The organism is Thiobacillus thioparus DSM 505 (assembly GCF_000373385.1).
GTDB lineage: Bacteria > Pseudomonadota > Gammaproteobacteria > Burkholderiales > Thiobacillaceae > Thiobacillus > Thiobacillus thioparus.
In genome coordinates, this window is record NZ_KB891330.1 from 164,672 (window position 1) to 182,856 (window position 18,185).

Sequence of the window (18,185 nt, forward strand, 5' to 3'; positions counted from 1 at the left end):
ATAAGGGCGCGCAAAATCGCACTCCACAATGAGCACAAGCCATGCCAATATTTTTTTTGTTTAAAAACAAACAGTTGAATCAAGACGCCCGCCCAACCCAGAATAGACTGCACTTTCATGGTGCGCCACCAAATCGTCATGCACCCTCTTCGTGCTGCATGCCTCGACCTATTACTGCTGTACGCCACAAGGGCAGTGCTTGTTACACTCTCCCCGTCATGGAGGCCGTATGAACCCGAATCCGAAATTCCCCACCCCCGCATTCATCAACGATCTGGTCGGCAAGCTGGGCGAGGTCATGAAGCAATCCCCCGCCAAGGACATAGAACAGAATCTCAAGGCCGGCGTCACGTCGATGCTCGGCAAGCTGGACATGGTGAGCCGCGAGGAATTCGACGTGCAGACCGAAGTGCTGACGCGCACGCGCGCGAAGCTCGCGCAACTCGAGGCGCGGCTGACCGAACTGGAAAAGCAGCAGAACCAAGACGACTAAGTGGCCGTCGCCGTCGTCAAAAGCCGGGCGCTGAACGGCATGCATGCGCCGGAGGTGGTGGTCGAGGCGCATCTGGCCAACGGGCTGCCGGCCTTCACGCTGGTCGGCCTCCCGGAAACCGAGGTGAAAGAAGCACGCGACCGCGTGCGCGCTGCAATCCAGAATGCCCGCTACGAATTCCCCGCGCGCCGCATCACGGTCAATCTCGCCCCGGCCGATTTGCCGAAGGAATCCGGACGCTTCGACCTGCCGATCGCACTGGCAATCCTCGCCGCCTCCGGGCAGGTTCCGGCCGACAGATTCAAGCATGCCGAATTCGCTGGCGAACTCGCACTGACCGGCGAATTGCGTCCGGTGCGCGGTGCGCTGGCGATGGCACTCGCGACACGCACGGCAGGCCGACAACTGGTGCTGCCCGCCGCCTCGGCGAGTGAAGCAGCGCTCGCCAGCGGCGTCGAGACGCTGGGGGCGGCGAGCCTGCTCGATGTCTGTGCCTGGCTCGCCGGGCAGACATCACTCTCCGCGCCTGAACCAAACGCCCTACCCCTGGCGCCCGACTATCCCGACTTCGCAGAGGTCAAAGGCCAGGCTGCCGCTCGGCGTGCACTCGAAGTCGCCGCCGCCGGCGGGCATTCGATCTTGATGTCAGGACCGCCCGGCACCGGCAAGTCGATGCTGGCCGCACGCTTTCCGGGCATTCTGCCGGCGATGGACGAGACCGAGGCGCTGGAAGCGGCTGCGGTCGCTTCGCTCAACGGCGGTTTCCGCCATGAACACTGGCAGCGCCGTCCCTTCCGCGCGCCGCACCACACTGCCTCGGCGGTGGCTTTGGTAGGCGGCGGCGGCAACCCGCGTCCGGGCGAGATTTCGCTGGCCCACCACGGCGTGCTGTTTCTCGACGAACTGCCGGAATTTTCCCGGCAGGTGCTGGAAGTGTTGCGCGAGCCGCTGGAAACCGGACGCATCACGATCTCCCGCGCCGCCCGGCAGGCCGATTTCCCGGCGCGCTTCCAGCTGGTCGCGGCAATGAACCCCTGCCCCTGCGGCTACCTCGGTCACCCGACCCAGGCCTGCCGCGACACGCCGGATCAGATTGCGCGCTACCGCGGACGCATTTCGGGACCGCTGCTCGACCGCATCGACATCCAGATCAGCGTGCCGGCGTTGGCGCAAGACGAACTGATGCAGGCGAGCGCCGGCGAACCCAGCGCCGCCATCCGCGGCCGCGTGCAGGCGGCGCGCGCGCGCCAGATGCAGCGGCAGGGCAAGCCCAACGCTGCGCTCGGCACCCAGGAAATCGAACAGTTCTGCCAACTGGATGCAGCCGGGGAAAGCTTATTGAAGCAGGCGATCGCGCGGCTGAACCTGTCGGCGCGCGCTTATCATCGTGTCCTCAAGCTCGCACGCAGCGTGGCCGACCTGGCTGACAGCGACGCAATCGCACCGGCACATCTCGCCGAAGCCATTCAATACAGACGGCCCCCAGCATGAGCGATCCCTACGAATCCTGGCAGGAAGAAAAGCAGTCGGCCTGGTTGTATCGCGTCGTCGCAGAGTGCGAGCGCGGCACGACGCGCGAAGCACTGTTCAACGAACTGGCGCAGGCGGCCGACGACCAGGCGGAAATATGGCTGGCCGCCATTACGCAAAAGGGTGGCCAACCACCCGCTGCGTTCCGGCCCGATCTGCGCGCGCGCGTCGTCGCCACCCTTACCCGCAGATTCAAGCCGCGTGCCATGCGCAGCGTGCTGGCGGCGATGAAGGTACGCGGCATGGCGCTCTATACGCAAAACCCGCCGCATCCCATGCCGCTCCGGCGCGACGACATCGGCAAGCGCCACCAGAACGGTGCTGCGGGCAATGCCTTGCGTGCAGGGGTATTCGGGGTCAACGACGGCCTGGTATCGAACGCTGCGTTGATCTATGGCGTGGCGGGTGCTGCCCCGGAGCCCTCGATCATCGTGTTGACCGGCGTGGCGGGCTTGCTGGCGGGCGCATTCTCGATGGCGTCGGGCGAATATGTGTCGGTCCGTTCACAGCGCGAAATGTTCGAATACCAGATCGGCCTCGAGCGCGACGAGCTGGACGAATACCCTCAGGAGGAGGCAGCCGAACTGGCGCTGATCTATGCCGCCAAGGGCATGGACACGGCCGAGGCGCGGCGGCTGGCAGACACCCTGATGCAGGATCCCGAACGCGCGCTCGACACCCTGGCACGGGAGGAGCTCGGCCTGAACCCCGACGAACTCGGCTCGCCATGGGTGGCGGCCATCTCGTCGTTTGCTGCCTTCACGGCGGGTGCGGCGCTGCCCTTGCTGCCATTCCTGTTCGGCTACGACCAGGCGCTTCCTGTCTCGATCGGACTAACGGCACTGGGACTGTTTGCCGTCGGCGCCAGCATGAGTCTGTTCACCGGCCGTCACGCCCTCCTGGGCGGCCTGCGCATGTTGGGCATCGGCGGCGCGGCGGGGCTGGCCACCTATTTCATCGGTGCCTGGCTGGGGGTGTCGCTGGGCTGAGCGTTCTGTCCCCGGAGAATCCCAAGAAACATTCCTGGAGACAGGAAATCGTGCCCGGATGGGCAGCGACAATCAGTTTGCTCAGTCTTGCTTAGGGCGCTCCATGAACGGAAGACTCAGGTTTGCTCCCATGGCAAGCCATCATGGCGCCAGCCGTTTTTTGTGCTGCGATGGCGCGTTTCATCCATATCGCCTTCAAACCCGTGCAGCACGTTGTAGACCTCGGGGAACCCGTATTTCTCGAGGTAACGTCCCGCTTCCATCGAGCGCCGCCCCGAACGGCAGATCAGCACCACGGGGCGATTGACCGATGCCGCCTTGCGCGCATGCCCTAAAAAATCGGGATTGACGTCCCAATCCGGTCCGTCCTGCCAGGCAATGTGGATTGCGCCGGCCGGGTGGCCGACGAACAGGTATTCGATTTCCGAGCGGCAATCGATGAACACCGCCTCAGGATGCAGTTGCAAAAACTCGTGGGATTCCCGGGGGGTCATATGTTTCATCGTGCGCTCCGCAGTGACGTTCTTACCCACCCTAGCAGATCGGTTTCAATGCCCCAAAAAACCAGGGCCCCGACAAGCGGGGCCCTGTGTGCTCTGGCTGATATCGTCAGGCAGCAACGTGCATTGTGCGCCGGGCCTTGAAACGTGTCAGGCCGAGCAGCCCTGCCCCCATCAACAGCAGGGTACCAGGTTCCGGCACGCCGCCGCCGCCCGTGCTACAACCCGGGGTTCCGGGCGGTGCGTTATCGCAGGTACAGCCCGCCAGTGAAATCAACTTGAAATAGTCATTTCCGGCCTTGGTCGAGTCGCCCCCGACCATGGTGTTCAATGCACCGATCAGCCAGTAGCTGGAATAGGTGCTGTTGGCAAAGTCATGGGCGCCCGTGCTGGAACCTGCAAGAAAATTCCCGATCAGCGACCAGCCGTTGGACAGCAGGCCTGCATAAGTCTGATTGGTCAAGCTGGCGGGATTACCCGCTCCCGTATACGCTAGAACCGTGAAATCGGAGTCGGTCGCGACCCAGCCTGCGGAGAAGGACGTGAGGTTCACCTTGTCCGTGAACGAGAACAGGATGGAGTCCGTACGTCCATTGTTATCGATCGCATGTTCGGGGCTGAGTCCCTCATTGGTGTCACTGCCTCCACCCGTGCAATTGGCAAAGCCGCTGCAATCGTTGTTCCGGACACCCAGACCGCTGCTGCCATTCAAGGTGATGTAGGCGCTCTCCAGCTGGACATTGGCGGAGCCGACCGTATTGGACCACCCGGAAGCCGTGGCCGTAATGCCACCCTGCGTATTGCTCGTCTGGTTGTTGAACGTCCAGGTATCGCAATTGGGGTTGCTCGTACCGCCCCCGCCGCAATTATTGTTCGAGGAATAGGTAGCCTGGGCGGTGTTCATGACGCCTAGTCCAATAGCCATAACGCTCGCCGCCCTGATTGCCTGCCAAAATTTTCTAGTCATTTTGATTTGTCCTTACTTAATCCAAGGAATACGCGCTTCACATAAAGCAACAGCCGTACCAAAAATTATTTTTCATTAATTATCAAATAGATAAACACAACCCCTATACCCAGCCCCGTACTTTCTAACGCGTTGTGTAAAAAAAACCGACTGCGGCCCGTCCCAGCGCCAACCGCTTATTTGCTGCCCGCCTGCTTGCGCCTCAGCGCTTCGGCCAGATGATCGCGTATCTCGGGGTTTTCTGGCGACCGCACCTGGGCCTCGCGCAGATAGCGCAGGCCTTTCTCGACCTGCCCGGCTTCCACCCAGGCCCAACCCAGGGTGTCGGCCACATTGGCATCGTTCGGCGCCAGTTGATAGGCCCGTTCCGCCACGGCCAGCGCGCCAGGCTGGCGCCGCTTAAGCATGACGTAGGCCAGGTCGTTGTGGATGCCGGCGTCGTTGGGCAATTGCCGGCTCAAGGTTTCGTAATGCTGTTGCGCGAGATCCAACCGTCCTGATTGGATATAGGCCCCGGCCAGGATGCGGCGGGCGGCGGGATCCGCCGGATTGCTGCCGACCCAGGACTGGATGAATGTCAGCGCCTTGGCCGGGTTGCCCGACGCGTTGTAGGCGTTGTACAAACCGATCGCATGTGTCGCATTTTTCTCGATATTGTATGCAGCACCGTAGGCCGTGATGGCCTCCCCATAACGCTGGCGTTGCATGGCAATGTCGCCGAGCAGTTGCTGCACAGCTGCTGCGCGGGGATATTGGGCAGCCAGGGCGCGCGCCTGCTTGTCGGCCCCATCCAGGTTGCCTGAGAATTTTTCAAGGCCGGTCTTGAGCAACAGCGCCGGGAAATAGCCCGGTTTGCTCAGCAAGGCCTTGTCCAGCGAATAGCGCGCGCCCTCGTAATCGCCCGCGCTGATCTGGAGCTCGGCCGCACGCTGCTGCCAATCGGCATCGAAGCCCGCCAGCTGGGTAATGCGCTTGAAGTTCTCGCGCGCCAGGCCGCGATTGCCGATGGCTAGATAACACCGCCCCAGCGCCGCCAGGGCCTGCAAATTATCCCGATTGGACGCCTGCGCCTCCTTGGCGATATTCAATGCTTTCTGCACGTCACCCGTACCCAGATACAGATCGACCAGCATGAGGTTGGGCCTGAGGCTTTGCGGATTGAACGAACGCGCCTTCTCCAGCCAGCGTACAGCATCCTGCGTACGCCCGGCAGCCAACTCCAGTTGGGCCAGCTCATACAGCGCATCCAGGTTCTTCGGCTGATCCTTGAGCACGGACAGCAGGCGGCGCCGTGCATCCTCCGGCTTGCCTTCATATCGGTCCAGACGCGCCAGATTGAGCTTGGCCGGGGTAAAACCCGGGTTCTTCTCCAGCACCTGCTCATAGGTTTTACGGGCGCCAGCCGTGTCTTTCGACACGCCGCGCGCCACCGCCAGGAGGTTCAGCACGGTCAGATTCTGCGGTTCGTTCTTGAGCACGGCCTGCAGCACCTGTATCGCCGGTTTGGTCTGGTTCTGCTTGAGATACATGATGGCCAGCGGAACGCCCGAATAGGCACGGCCCGGGGTTTTTGCGTAGGCCTTTTGCAGCTGCGCCATACCCTGCGCTTCCTGCCCGACCCCAATCAGGCTCAAGCCAAAATTCGTGGCGATATCCGGCGTATTGCCGCCGCTCACCCCCTCAGCCTGCTCGAGCAGCGAAACTGCCTTGGAGTGCTGGCCCAGCGCCATGTAGGCGGTTGCCAGCAAGGACAGCGCCTGGGGGTCGTTGGGCCGCGCCCGCGCCGGTCCCTCGAGAAACGCAATTGCCTTGGCGTAATCCTTCTCGCTCATGAGGATGGCGGTCATGATCTTGCGCGCGCCCATGTGCTGGGGATATTTTTTGAGATAACTGCCAAGATAAGTCTTGGCCTTTTCATTCTGGCCCAGGCTGTAATGGGCAATGCCGCCCAGGAGCACCAGTTGCGGACGCGTCTGCACCGCCTCGAAGGGCAGGGCATCCAGCGCGCTAGCCGCCGCGGTGAGCGCATTGCGCGCTTCCGTATCCTTTCCTTGCCGCCCGGCCTGGAGCGCCTGCAGATAGGCGCTTCGCGGATCGTCCGGAAACTTCTGCTTCAATACAGCCACGTCCCGGGCCGCTTCCTTGTCGCGGTTGAGATCGAACAACAAGGACGCCCGGGCGATCAGCGCATCCAGATAATCGGGCTTCAGCGCCAGCGCCTTGCCATAGCCCGCCAACGCATCCGGGGCATTCCCCTGCGCATGAGCGATCGAGCCTTTCATGTTCCAGCCGGCAGGATCGCCCGGTTTCTTGGTGATGGCCAACTGCGCCATGGCCGCCGCATCCGAAAAGTTTCCGCTGCGCAAATAGGCCATCGACTGCGCAATCAGTGCGGCCGGATTGTTGGGATCGATCTGCCGGGCCTGTTCCAGCGACTGGATCGCCGCGCGCGTCTGATCGAGGTCGATCTGCGCATAAGCTCGCGTGACCAGCACCTTGTATTTCACCTCGGGCGGGAGTCCGTCAGGCGAAAAGCGCTCCAGCAAAGCCTGATTCTTGCCCAGCAGGTTGTAGACCTCGACCTGCATGGCGATGATCTGCGACCGGTCCGCCCCCAACCGCTCCGCATCCGCCAGTACACGCTCCGCACCCAAGGGTGCGCCGCTGTCGAGGTAGGCCTTGCCCAGCAGGACCAGGGCCGGCAGCATTTTGCTGTCCTGCTGCAAGGCGTTCTTCAACTGGACGATGGCACCCTTGGTGTCCTTGTTCTGCATCCGGACCAGCGCATCCTCGTAAAAGTCCGAGGCTTGCACCGCGCGGTCGGCAGCCCATGCCAGATGAGGAGACAGCGCGCCCAACAGGAGGGCCAGCAGGATTGGGGCCACGTGTTTTCTTGTCGTCATCCGAATGCTCGTGAGATCGAGTACCTTGCATTTTGCATGGCAAGAGTACTGCAAGGATCAGACCAGTCCGGCCGGCGCTTTCCAGGCCTGTTCGGTCGGGACGCCGCATTCCGCCATGTAGCAAACCCGATAGCAATGTCGACATATCAACAGTTGCCGGCAGGGTCCCGGCCCGGCAGTGATACCATTCAGGTTTGCCCGCGTCCGCCTGCATCATGTCCAACCGCACCGCCCTGCTCCACTCGCTGCTCGCCCAACGTATCCTGGTCCTCGACGGCGCGATGGGGACGATGATCCAGTCCTACAAGCTCAGCGAAGCCGACTATCGCGGCACACGCTTCGCCGACTTTGCGCACGATCTCAAAGGCAACAACGATCTGCTCTCGCTGACGCAACCGCACATCATCCGGGAAATCCACAACAAGTACCTGGCGGCGGGCGCCGACATCCTGGAAACCAACAGCTTCAACGCCACCGCGATTTCCATGGCGGATTACCACATGGAACACCTGGTGCCGGAACTCAATTTCACCGCGGCCCGGCTGGCGCGCGAAGCCGCCGACGAGGCAACCGCGCTGAATCCGGACAAGCCGCGCTTCGTCGCCGGCGTGCTGGGCCCCACCTCGCGCACGGCAACCATCTCGCCGGACGTAAACGACCCCGGTTTTCGCAATGTCACTTTCGACCAGTTGCGCACAGCCTACCTGGAGGCCATTGACGGCCTGGTCAAGGGCGACGTGGACATCCTGATCGTCGAGACGGTTTTCGACACGCTGAACGCCAAGGCTGCGCTATTCGCCATCGAGGAGTACTTCGAGGCCCACCAGTTGCGGCTGCCAGTCATGATCTCCGGCACCATCACCGACGCCTCCGGCCGCACGCTCTCCGGCCAGACTGGCGAAGCCTTCTGGAATTCGGTGCGCCACGCGCGGCCGCTTTCGATCGGCTTCAACTGCGCGCTTGGCCCCGACCTGCTGCGCCAGTATGTCGAGGAACTGTCGAACAAGGCCGACGTGTTCATCTCATCCCACCCCAACGCCGGTCTGCCCAACGCCTTTGGCGAATACGACATGGACGGCGCACAAATGGCCGTGCACATTGGCGAATGGGCGCGCGCGGGGCTGCTCAACATCGTCGGCGGCTGCTGCGGCACCACGCCCGCCCATATCGCCGCGATCGCCAAGGCGGTCGAAGGCGTGGCACCGCGCGTACCGCCCGTCGTGGAACCGGCCATGCGTTTGTCGGGGCTGGAGCCCTTCAACGTCGGCAAGGACAGCCTCTTCGTCAACGTCGGCGAACGCACCAACGTCACCGGCTCCAAGGCCTTCGCCCGCATGATCCTCGAGGGCCGCTACGACGACGCGCTCTCGGTGGCGCGCCAGCAGGTGGAAAACGGCGCCCAGATCATCGACATCAACATGGACGAGGGCATGCTCGACGCCGAGGGGGCGATGGTGCGTTTCCTGCACCTGATCGCCTCGGAGCCCGACATCGCGCGGGTGCCGATCATGATCGACTCGTCGAAGTGGAGCGTCATTGAATCTGGCCTCAAGTGCATCCAGGGCAAGGGCATCGTTAATTCCATTTCCATGAAGGAAGGCGAGGCCGAGTTCATCGAGCGCGCCAAGCTCTGCCGGCGCTACGGCGCGGCGGTGATCGTGATGGCCTTCGACGAAACCGGCCAGGCCGACACCTACGCGCGCAAGACCGAAATCTGCGCGCGCGCCTATAAATTGCTGACCGAGACCGTCGGCTTCCCGGCCGAGGACATCATCTTCGACCCCAACATCTTCGCGGTCGCCACCGGCATCGAGGAGCACGCCAACTACGCGGTCGACTTCATCGAGGCGACCCGCTGGATCCGCCACAACCTGCCACACGCGCACATCTCGGGCGGCGTGTCGAACGTGAGCTTCTCGTTCCGTGGCAACGACGCGGTGCGCGAGGCGATCCACACCGCCTTTCTCTACCATGCGATCCAGGCCGGTATGGACATGGGCATCGTCAACGCCGGCCAGCTCGGCGTGTACGCCAACCTCGACCCGGATCTGAAGGAACGCGTCGAGGACGTGCTCCTGAATCGCCGCACCGACTCGACCGAGCGGCTGGTGGCCTTCGCCGAGAACGTCAAGGGCGGCGCCAAGGAGAAGGTCGTCGATCTGGCCTGGCGCAGCCGGCCGGTGAACGAGCGGCTGAGCCACGCGCTGGTGCAGGGCATTACCGAATTCATCGTCGAAGACACCGAAGCCGCGCGGCTCGAAGCCGAACGCCCGCTGCACGTCATTGAAGGCCCGCTGATGGCCGGCATGAACGTGGTCGGCGACCTGTTCGGTGCTGGCAAGATGTTCCTGCCACAGGTGGTGAAGTCGGCCCGCGTGATGAAACAGGCGGTCGCGCACCTGATCCCCTACATTGAGGCCGACAAGCGGGCCGGCGACGCGCAAAGCGCGGGCAAGATCGTCATGGCCACGGTGAAGGGCGACGTCCACGACATCGGCAAGAACATCGTCGGCGTGGTGCTCGGCTGCAACGGCTACGACATCGTCGACCTCGGCGTCATGGTACCGGCGCAGAAGATCCTCGACGCCGCCAAGGAACACAAGGCCGACATCATCGGCCTGTCCGGCCTCATCACGCCTTCGCTGGAAGAAATGGCGCACGTTGCCAAGGAAATGCAGCGCCAGGGTTTCACCATTCCACTCCTGATCGGCGGTGCGACCACTTCCCTTGCGCATACCGCGGTGAAGATCGAACCGAATTACGAACACCCGGTGGTGTACGTGAAGGATGCCTCGCGCGCGGTCGGCGTCTGCACCCAGCTGCTGTCGAACGACCTGCGCGGCGCCTTTGCTGCCGACATCAAGGCGGACTATGCCAAGACGCGCGAACGGCACCTCAAGCACAAGTCCGACACGGTGCGCCTCCCCTTGGCCGAAGCGCGCGCCAACAAATTCAGGATCGACTGGACCCGCTACGCACCACCGGTGCCGAAGCAACCCGGCATCCACGTACTGAAAGCCTACGACCTGGCGAAGCTGGTTGAGGCCATCGACTGGACGCCGTTCTTCGCTTCGTGGGAGCTGCACGGCAAGTTCCCGAAAATCCTCGACGACGAGGTGGTCGGCACCGAGGCGACGAAGCTCTACAACGACGCCAAGGCGATGCTGCAGAAAATGATCGCGGAAAACTGGGTGGAAGCGCGCGCCGTGTTCGGTCTGTTTCCGGCCAACAGCGTCAACGACGATGACATCGCGATCTATGTGGATGAATCGCGCAAGAAAATGCTCATGGTCTGGCACAACCTGCGTCAGCAGATGAAAAAGCCGGAAGGCCGCGCCAACCTGTGCCTCGCCGACTTCATCGCGCCGCGCGAATCCGGCCTCAAGGACTACCTCGGCGCCTTCGTCGTCACCGCCGGCATCGGCGAGGACGAACGTGCGAAGGCCTTCGAAGCCGCCCACGACGACTACTCCGCCATCCTCTTCAAATCGCTGTGCGACCGTCTAGCCGAAGCGTTCGCCGAGCACCTGCATCTGCGCGTGCGCAAGGAATATTGGGGCTATGCGAGCGAAGAAGCGCTTGCCAATGACGATCTGATCGCGGAGAAGTACCAAGGCATCCGCCCCGCACCCGGCTATCCCGCCTGTCCCGAGCACAGTGAAAAGGCCCCGCTGTTCAAGGCACTCGACGCCACGGCGCAAATCGGGGTGGAGCTGACCGAGAACTTCGCCATGTGGCCGGGCGCCGCGGTATCGGGGTTCTATCTGTCGCATCCGGACAGCCAGTACTTCGCTGTGGCCAAGGTCGAACGCGACCAGGTCGAGGACTACGCCCGCCGCAAGGGCTGGACCTTGGCGGAAGCGGAGCGCTGGCTGGCGCCGAACCTGGCCTACCAACCCAGTTGAGGGAAGCAGGCAGGGCTTACCTGCTCGATGATCCGAGATTACCAGCCCGCCTGCTTGAATGATCAGGGCTTACCAGTCCTGATTGAGCATCTTCTCCAGCCAGAACAGCCCGATCACGGTCTTGGTTTCGCAGATCTTCCCGCTGCGTAGCCAATCCATCGCCTCGCCGAACGGAACCCGCAGGATTTCCAGGAATTCGTCGGGATCGCGGCCATAGTTGCCGGGTGTCAGTCCGCGCGCCAGATAGAACGCCAAGCGCTCGTCGGAATAGCCGATGCAGGGATAGATGGTGGTGACCTCACGCCATTCAGCAGCGGTGTAGCCGGTTTCTTCTTCCAGTTCGCGCTTCGCGCAGGTCAGATCGTCCTCGCCCGAGTCGATCTTTCCGGCTGGCAACTCGATGAAATCGCGCCGCAGGGGATAGCGATGCTGGCGTTCCAGCAGCAGGTCGCCGTTCTCGAACAGGGGAATGATCACGACGGCACCGGGGTGGATGATGTATTCGCGAGTCGATTCGCCGCCATTGGGCAGGCGCACGCGATCGCATTTGACGTGCATCAGCCGTCCCTTGAAGACGGTTTCGCTGGCCAGTTCGGTTTCGGTGAGCGTGGTTGTAGTCACTTTATTCGAAGGGGTATCCCCCGGGACAGCCTCCAAGCCTGTCCCTTGCGGGTGCTGGTCTGTGATGTCTTTTTCCATGGCCGCATGATAGCCGGCACGGGTAAAAAAATGCCGGGTTCTTGCGAACCCGGCGGAATTGAGGAGACACGTTCCTCATTGCGGAGAACTTCGCTCACTGCGAAACAGCAAGCCCAGTCATCCTACGAAGCAGAACGAAATCCGGCTATACAACTTTAGTTGTAGTCAACGTCTAACAACATGATAATAAACGAATTTATTTTAAGATTCGCGCACGAAACAGGGGCATCCTGCCCGTTTCACCTGTCTGGCGCCGCCAATCCCGCCAGTACCGTGTGAGAACACCCACCGCCTCAGGCGGATTTGAAAGTCTCGCGCAACGCGGAATACTGTCGCCGACTGACCATCAGTCGTTCGTCCAACCCGTCCAGACGCAGGAAGTGGCCGTCATCTTCGCCAGGCAGCTTGCCGATTTCCCGAATGCGCGCGCGCGCAACCAGACAGTTGCGGTGGATACGCAGGAAGGTGTCGCCCCATTCGCTCTCCAGGCGGGTGAGCGATTCCTCGATCAGGAATTCGCGGGCGGCCGTGCGCACGGTGACGTACTTGAGTTCTGCCTTGAGGTAGAGGACGTCAGCGACGGGGATCAGCACGATGCGGCCCTTTTCATTGACCGAGAGATGCGTGCGCGCCTTGGGGTACGCGGCCCGCAAGCGTTCCAGCATGTTGTCGCTCAGGCTATGTGCCCGTGACAGAGCGCGAAGGAGACGGTCGGCACGCACCGGTTTCAGCAGATAGTCGACCGCGTTGAGGTCGAACGCCTGGCAAGCGTAAGCCTCGTAGGCCGTGCTGAAGATGATGGCCGGCGGCTTGTCCAGCGTATTGAGGTGGGTGGCGCACTCCAAGCCGTCCATGCCGGGCATGCGGATATCGAGCAATACCGCGTCGACCGGCTGCTGCTGGACCTGATTCAGCGCATCCAGTCCGTTATCGGCCTCGCCGACGATATCGACCGGCAGCCGGTCGGCACAATCCGCCAGCACGTCGCGCAGGCGGCGGCGCGCAGGGGCCTCGTCATCGACGATGAGGACGCGCAGGGGCGGGTTGGGTGCGTTCACGGGTGTAGGGAATCACGATGTGCACCTGATAAACGGCACCCAGCGGTTCCAACTTGAGCTGGGCATCGAGGTCGAAATGCAGCAACAGGCGTTCGCGGATGTTCGCCAGCGCGATGCGGTTGCCCTTGTGGTGGCCGGCATCGGTGGCGATCGGATTGCGCACGACGATGTGGACCTTGTCTGCGCTACGGTAAACATTGAGGCTGATTTCGCCGCCGTCCGGTAGCGGCTCGATACCGTGGTAGACCGCGTTTTCCACCAGCGGCTGGATCACCAGCGGTGGAATCAGCGCGTCGGCCGGCATTTTATTGATATGCCAGGCTACCTGCAGGCGGTCGCCCAGGCGCAGCTGCTCGAGTTCCAGATAGGCGCGGGTCAGCGCAACTTCGTCTTCCAGCGGCGCCAGCTGGCTGGCATTGCCCATCAGCGCGCGGAACAGGTCGGCCATGTTTTCCAGCGCATGCTCGGCGCGGCGCGGGTCGCTGCGCACCAGCGACAACACGGCGTTCAGGCTGTTGAACAGGAAATGGGGCCGGATGCGTGCCTGCAAGGCCTGCAGGCGCGCCTCGGTGATGGCAGGCGAGAGCGCGCGGGCGCGCAGGTTGAAATAGGCCAGCAGGCCTGCGCCGAGCAACAGAGAAAATAGCGCCACGCCGATGGATGGATAAGTCTCCCCGCCAGCAAGCACCGGACTCAACCACAGCGTGACCAGCATCGGCACTGCGACGCCCAGTGTCAGCGTAAATGCCACCCCCAACCGGTAAGGTTGGCTGCGCAGCCAGCGTCCCGCCGCGCACAGTGCCAGCAGGGTCAACAACAAGGCCGGTTGCGCAAGCGCCGACAGTCCGATGAATTCGGCCCAGAACGCCGGGGCGTCCGGCGCGCGCGCCACCACACCGGCAACCAGCGCCGCCTCCACCGTCAGCGCAATGCGCAGGGTCACCCCCAGGCGACAGAAGTTCGGCAATTCGACCTGCCGGTTGTTATGATTCTTTCTTTTCATTCCCCGTTTTGTCCCATGAGCACGTCATCGACACCGCCGGACGGCGCGCCCGCCGCCTGGTCCGGCCGTTTTTCCGAGCCGGTTTCCGAAATCGTCAAACGCTATACCGCGTCGATCCCCTTCGATTATCGGCTGGCCGAGTTCGACATTCAGGGTTCGCTGGCGCACGCCGCCATGTTGCACCACGTTGGCGTCCTGTCCAAGGACGACCTCGACGCGATCCGGGGCGGCATGGCCGACCTGCTGACCGAGATTCGAGCCGGCCAGTTCACCTGGTCGCTGGACAAGGAAGACGTCCACCTCAATATCGAGGCCGCGCTCACCGCCAAGATCGGCGACGCCGGCAAGCGCCTGCACACCGGCCGCAGCCGCAACGATCAGGTGGCGACCGACATCCGCCTCTACCTGCGCGACGCGATCGACCGCATCCTGGCCGGACTGAAGGCCTGCCAGACCTCGCTGGTCGACCTCGCCGAGCAGCACGCCGACACCGTGATGCCGGGTTTCACCCACCTGCAGGTGGCGCAACCGGTCACCTTCGGCCACCACCTCTTGGCCTACTTCGAAATGCTGGCGCGCGACGCCGAGCGCATGGCCGACTGCCGCCACCGCGTCAATCGCTTGCCGCTGGGCGCCGCCGCGCTGGCCGGCACCAGCTACCCGATCGACCGCCAGTTCGTCGCCGACCAACTCGGCTTCGAGGCGGTGTGCGAGAACTCGCTCGACGCCGTGTCCGACCGCGACTTCGCCATCGAATTTACCGCCGCTGCGGCGCTGGTGATGACGCACCTGTCGCGGCTGTCGGAGGAACTGATCCTGTGGATGAGCCCGCGCTTCGGCTTCATCGACCTGGCCGACCGCTTCTGCACCGGCTCATCCATCATGCCGCAGAAGAAGAATCCTGACGTGCCCGAACTGGTGCGCGGCAAGACCGGACGCGTCAACGGCCATCTGGTCGCCCTGTTGACGCTGATGAAGGGCCAGCCGCTGGCGTACAACAAGGACAACCAGGAAGACAAGGAACCCCTGTTCGACACCGTCGACACACTGACCGACACGCTAGCGATCTATGCCGACATGCTCACCGGCGTGACGGTGAAACCGGAGGCGATGCGCGCAGCTGTGATGCAGGGTTTCGCCACCGCCACCGATCTGGCCGACTATCTGGTGAAAAAGGGTGTGCCGTTCCGCGATGCGCACGAGGTCGTTGCACGCGCGGTGCGGGCGGCGGAAGCCGCCGGACGCGATCTGGCCGATTTGCCGCTCGCCGAACTGCAGGCTTTCAGCCTGATGATCATGGACGACGTCTACGCCGTGCTGACGCTGGAAGGCTCGCTCGCCGCCCGCGATCATCTGGGCGGCACCGCGCCGGCGCAGGTGCGCGCGGCGATCGCGCGTGCGCGCAAGCGGCTTTAAGCCGTCTCCAGCGCCACCGGCGGCGCGTGTTCGCGGCAGATCCGCCGCACCTCGGGGCTGCTGAGCTTTTCCTGCATCAGCCCGCAGAAATAGCTGCGCGGCCCCAGCCGCTGGTTGTGGCGGCAGGTGGCGCACACGCCGAAGCTGCGTTTCCCGCTTTGCGCCTGGACCTGCGCCAGAACCTGCCGCAGCACCACCATCGCCGACGTCACCCGCGCCGGGCTCGCCGTCTGCACGATGTCACGCCAGGCGCCGCCGGCGCTCAGGGTTTTCAGCAAGTTGGTCCCGCCTTCGGTCAGGATCAGCCGTACCACCCGGCCGTCGCGCGGGTCGGCATAGCGCGAGATCAGGCGCCGGCGCGCCAGCACCAGCACCGTCTGCGACACCGTGCCCTTGGTCAAGCCGAGGTATTCGGTGAGCGCCTGGGGGGTGTTGCTGAAGCGGTTGGCCTGGTTCAGGTAGAACAGCACCTGCAGGTGCACCGGCTGCAGCCCCTGCGCCGCACCCGCCTGCCGCAAGTCGGCCCGGGTCAGCAGCGACAGCCGCTCGACCAGGTCGAACAGGGTGAGCGCCTGGCTTTTCAAATGCGTCTAGAAGCGGACCATGACGCCGCCTTGCGCGGCGATCAGCGCGGCCAGCTTGTCGTAGAGCGGCTCGCCGCTCTTGGTGTCGAACCAGCCGGCATCCTGCGGTTTGAAATGAAAGCCGCCCGAGCGTGCGGCCACCCAGATTTCACGCGCGACGCCGTGGCGGTTGATGATGATCTTGCTGCCATCGTCGAACTCGACTTCGATGATGCCGTCGGCCGGCGTCTCGAAATCCAGGTCAGCGTCTTCCAGTACCTGTTCGATACGGGCCAGGGTTGCACCGGCAGCCTTCGTGAAGTCGGCCTCGTTTGATTCGCTTTGCATCATGATGTCCCGTGCTAACATTTCGCGCATGAAACTGCGCACCATATATATAGTATCCCTGCTGCTGTGCGGGCTCGGTCTGACGGCCTGCGGCTCCAAGGGTGACCTGTATCTTCCCGAAAATCCTTCCGCACCGCAACGGACTCCCAATTGAACACTATGCACCGCATCGACGGCCGCCTCCATCTTGAGGACGTGGCACTGGACACGCTTGCCGAACGTTTCGGCACGCCCCTTTATGTCTATTCCCGACGGGCGCTCGAAGAAGCGTACCAGGCCTACACCCAGGCATTCGCCAATACGCCTCACCTGATCTGCTATGCGGTCAAGGCCAATTCCAGCCTGGCCATCCTCAACCTGTTCGCCCGACTCGGCGCCGGATTCGACATCGTCTCTGGCGGGGAACTGGCTCGCGTACTGGCTGCCGGCGGCGACCCGGGCAAGGTCGTATTCTCCGGTGTCGGCAAGACCGCCGACGAGATGCGTGCCGCCCTCAGCGTCGGCATCCTCTGTTTCAATGTCGAATCGGTCAGCGAACTGCACCGGCTCGATCGCGTGGCAGGCACACTGGGCAAAGTTGCGCCGGTCTCGTTCCGCGTCAACCCGGACGTCGACCCCAAGACGCATCCCTATATCTCTACCGGCCTCAAGGAAAACAAATTCGGCGTACCGATTGCCGACGCACCCGCGCTGTATAGGCTCGCCGCCAGTCTGCCAAACCTGAGAATCACGGGCATCGACTGCCACATCGGTTCGCAACTGACCGACTTGTCGCCCCTGGCCGATGCCGCCGGGCGTGTACTGACGCTGGTCGACGCGCTGGCAGACGAAGGCATTGTCTTGCACCACATCGACCTCGGCGGCGGCGTCGGCATCCGTTACCGCGACGAAACGCCGCCCGACCTCGCCGCCTACGGCCGCGAGCTGGCTGGGCGCTTTGCCGGACGCCGCGAAAAACTGCTGCTGGAGCCGGGACGTTCACTGGTCGGCAACGCGGGCCTGCTGCTCACTCGCGTCGAGTATCTGAAGCCTGGCGAAGACCGGAATTTCGCCATTGTCGATGCCGCAATGAACGACCTGATGCGGCCAGCACTCTACGAGGCGTATCACGACATCGTCGCCGTCGACCAGCGGACAACGCCAACCCGGCGCTACGACATCGTCGGCCCGATCTGCGAAACTGGCGATTTCCTTGGCTTTGCGCGCGATCTGGCGATCGAGGAAGGCGATCTGCTGGCCCTGCTTTCGGCGGGCGCCTATGGCATGAGCATGGCATCGAACTACAATTCTCGCCCGCGTGCCGCAGAAGTGCTGATCGACAAGAATGAAATCCACCTCATCCGGGAACGCGAGACGCAAGACAGCATGATTGCTGGAGAACGGCTTGTAGCCTGACTTTCATAGAAGACCACCAAACCGGGGATTTTCTGAAAATTGGTATCGGTTCGATACATTTTGCTTGACCGCGACATTTTTTCTCGAATTATTCTTGCCATCCCTTGACTATTCATTGAACCCAGGAGAAAAGTAACTAGAATGAGGCTCACCAAGCGGAGCCTCGGTATCGCCCGTGTTTAGCGGGTTTCGGGCAAGTCAGTCGCCTGTCGGTACCACGCTTTGGAAGTGCAAATTCTGACTGCACGTGGCATCAAGCTGTAGTGATAAGTGAATGTGTTCAACTTCTAAGGAGTGTTAAATGGCAACAGCAAAGAAACCCGCCGCCAAAAAACCGGCAGCCAAGCCCGTAGCCAAGAAAGCCGCCGCCAAGCCGGCAGCCAAAAAGGCAGCACCGGCTAAAAAAGTCGCCGCCA

The 18,185-nt window shown here is 62.7% G+C and carries 15 protein-coding genes; 7 read left to right on the forward strand and 8 right to left on the reverse strand.

Annotation, left to right across the window (positions count from 1 at the left end; translation table 11 throughout):
• Positions 1-229 precede the first annotated feature (229 nt).
• From B058_RS0113520 to B058_RS0113530, 3 genes are read left to right on the forward strand one after another with little or no spacing between them, the layout of a single operon-like run.
• A complete protein-coding gene (locus B058_RS0113520) occupies positions 230-493 on the forward strand; it encodes an accessory factor UbiK family protein (RefSeq protein WP_018509026.1) in 264 nt (87 codons plus the stop codon).
• Complete coding sequence (locus tag B058_RS0113525) at positions 494-1,984, forward strand: YifB family Mg chelatase-like AAA ATPase (RefSeq protein WP_018509027.1); 1,491 nt, start codon at positions 494-496, stop codon at positions 1,982-1,984.
• The gene (locus B058_RS0113530; RefSeq protein WP_018509028.1) at positions 1,981-3,012 is read left to right on the forward strand and encodes a VIT1/CCC1 transporter family protein; all 1,032 of its coding nucleotides are present in this window, start codon (positions 1,981-1,983) and stop codon (positions 3,010-3,012) included. The genes B058_RS0113525 and B058_RS0113530 overlap by 4 nt, the downstream gene beginning before the upstream one ends.
• A 116-nt stretch (positions 3,013-3,128) precedes the next feature.
• Here the strand turns inward: B058_RS0113530 and B058_RS0113535 are convergent, their stop codons facing one another.
• The 3 genes from B058_RS0113535 to prsT all read right to left on the reverse strand — a co-directional run bounded on the left by B058_RS0113535 (position 3,129) and on the right by prsT (position 7,364).
• Positions 3,129-3,515 carry a rhodanese-like domain-containing protein gene (locus B058_RS0113535; protein ID WP_018509029.1) on the reverse strand — a complete coding sequence of 129 codons (387 nt, stop codon included), beginning with the start codon at positions 3,513-3,515 and terminating at the stop codon, positions 3,129-3,131.
• A gap of 106 nt (positions 3,516-3,621) precedes the next feature.
• On the reverse strand, positions 3,622-4,479 hold the full coding sequence (gene xdp1, locus B058_RS17015) for an exosortase-dependent surface protein XDP1 (RefSeq protein ID WP_081616804.1): 858 nt from the start codon (positions 4,477-4,479) through the stop codon (positions 3,622-3,624).
• 176 nt (positions 4,480-4,655) lie between these two features.
• A complete protein-coding gene (gene prsT, locus B058_RS0113545; RefSeq protein ID WP_018509031.1) occupies positions 4,656-7,364 on the reverse strand; it encodes an XrtA/PEP-CTERM system TPR-repeat protein PrsT in 2,709 nt (902 codons plus the stop codon).
• 233 nt (positions 7,365-7,597) lie between these two features.
• On the opposite strand from prsT, the gene metH reads away from it, so the two are divergent.
• Positions 7,598-11,287 carry a methionine synthase gene (metH, locus tag B058_RS0113550; protein WP_026240926.1) on the forward strand — a complete coding sequence of 1,230 codons (3,690 nt, stop codon included), beginning with the start codon at positions 7,598-7,600 and terminating at the stop codon, positions 11,285-11,287.
• Positions 11,288-11,356: 69 nt separating this feature from the next.
• Here metH and B058_RS0113555 read toward each other — a convergent pair whose 3' ends face one another.
• The 3 genes from B058_RS0113555 to B058_RS0113565 all read right to left on the reverse strand — a co-directional run bounded on the left by B058_RS0113555 (position 11,357) and on the right by B058_RS0113565 (position 14,047).
• Complete coding sequence (locus B058_RS0113555; RefSeq protein WP_018509033.1) at positions 11,357-11,908, reverse strand: NUDIX domain-containing protein; 552 nt, start codon at positions 11,906-11,908, stop codon at positions 11,357-11,359.
• Positions 11,909-12,279: 371 nt separating this feature from the next.
• A complete protein-coding gene (locus tag B058_RS0113560; RefSeq protein WP_018509034.1) occupies positions 12,280-13,044 on the reverse strand; it encodes a LytR/AlgR family response regulator transcription factor in 765 nt (254 codons plus the stop codon).
• Complete coding sequence (locus B058_RS0113565; protein ID WP_018509035.1) at positions 13,001-14,047, reverse strand: sensor histidine kinase; 1,047 nt, start codon at positions 14,045-14,047, stop codon at positions 13,001-13,003. The genes B058_RS0113560 and B058_RS0113565 overlap by 44 nt, the downstream gene beginning before the upstream one ends.
• Before the next feature lie 15 nt (positions 14,048-14,062).
• Here B058_RS0113565 and argH point away from each other — a divergent pair, with 15 nt between their 5' ends.
• Complete coding sequence (argH, locus tag B058_RS0113570; protein WP_018509036.1) at positions 14,063-15,463, forward strand: argininosuccinate lyase; 1,401 nt, start codon at positions 14,063-14,065, stop codon at positions 15,461-15,463.
• Here the strand turns inward: argH and B058_RS0113575 are convergent.
• Both B058_RS0113575 and cyaY read right to left on the reverse strand, forming a co-directional pair.
• On the reverse strand, positions 15,460-16,047 hold the full coding sequence (locus tag B058_RS0113575; RefSeq protein ID WP_018509037.1) for a MarR family winged helix-turn-helix transcriptional regulator: 588 nt from the start codon (positions 16,045-16,047) through the stop codon (positions 15,460-15,462). The two genes, argH and B058_RS0113575, sit on opposite strands and share 4 nt — an antisense overlap.
• Before the next feature lie 6 nt (positions 16,048-16,053).
• Positions 16,054-16,395 (reverse strand): iron donor protein CyaY, encoded by a 342-nt coding sequence (gene cyaY / locus B058_RS0113580; protein WP_245539311.1) that lies wholly within the window; start codon positions 16,393-16,395, stop codon positions 16,054-16,056.
• Between the two features lie 7 nt (positions 16,396-16,402).
• Between cyaY and lptM the strand changes: the two genes are divergently transcribed.
• Both lptM and lysA read left to right on the forward strand, forming a co-directional pair.
• Positions 16,403-16,528 (forward strand): LPS translocon maturation chaperone LptM, encoded by a 126-nt coding sequence (gene lptM, locus B058_RS18530; RefSeq protein ID WP_157265888.1) that lies wholly within the window; start codon positions 16,403-16,405, stop codon positions 16,526-16,528.
• The gene (gene lysA, locus B058_RS0113585; RefSeq protein ID WP_026240928.1) at positions 16,525-17,769 is read left to right on the forward strand and encodes a diaminopimelate decarboxylase; all 1,245 of its coding nucleotides are present in this window, start codon (positions 16,525-16,527) and stop codon (positions 17,767-17,769) included. The genes lptM and lysA overlap by 4 nt, the downstream gene beginning before the upstream one ends.
• Positions 17,770-18,185 lie beyond the last annotated feature (416 nt).

Excerpts from the sequence above, each read along its gene's own strand:
- B058_RS0113530 (WP_018509028.1), top strand. The coding sequence starts at position 1,981 with ATGAGCGATCCCTACGAATCCTGGCAGGAAGAAAAGCAGTCGGCCTGG.
- xdp1 (WP_081616804.1), bottom strand. The coding sequence starts at position 4,479 with ATGACTAGAAAATTTTGGCAGGCAATCAGGGCGGCGAGCGTTATGGCT.
- lptM (WP_157265888.1), top strand. The coding sequence starts at position 16,403 with ATGAAACTGCGCACCATATATATAGTATCCCTGCTGCTGTGCGGGCTC.
- metH (WP_026240926.1), top strand. The coding sequence starts at position 7,598 with ATGTCCAACCGCACCGCCCTGCTCCACTCGCTGCTCGCCCAACGTATC.
- argH (WP_018509036.1), top strand. The coding sequence starts at position 14,063 with ATGAGCACGTCATCGACACCGCCGGACGGCGCGCCCGCCGCCTGGTCC.
- B058_RS0113535 (WP_018509029.1), bottom strand. The coding sequence starts at position 3,515 with ATGAAACATATGACCCCCCGGGAATCCCACGAGTTTTTGCAACTGCAT.
- B058_RS0113520 (WP_018509026.1), top strand. The coding sequence starts at position 230 with ATGAACCCGAATCCGAAATTCCCCACCCCCGCATTCATCAACGATCTG.
- B058_RS0113565 (WP_018509035.1), bottom strand. The coding sequence starts at position 14,047 with ATGAAAAGAAAGAATCATAACAACCGGCAGGTCGAATTGCCGAACTTC.
- cyaY (WP_245539311.1), bottom strand. The coding sequence starts at position 16,395 with ATGTTAGCACGGGACATCATGATGCAAAGCGAATCAAACGAGGCCGAC.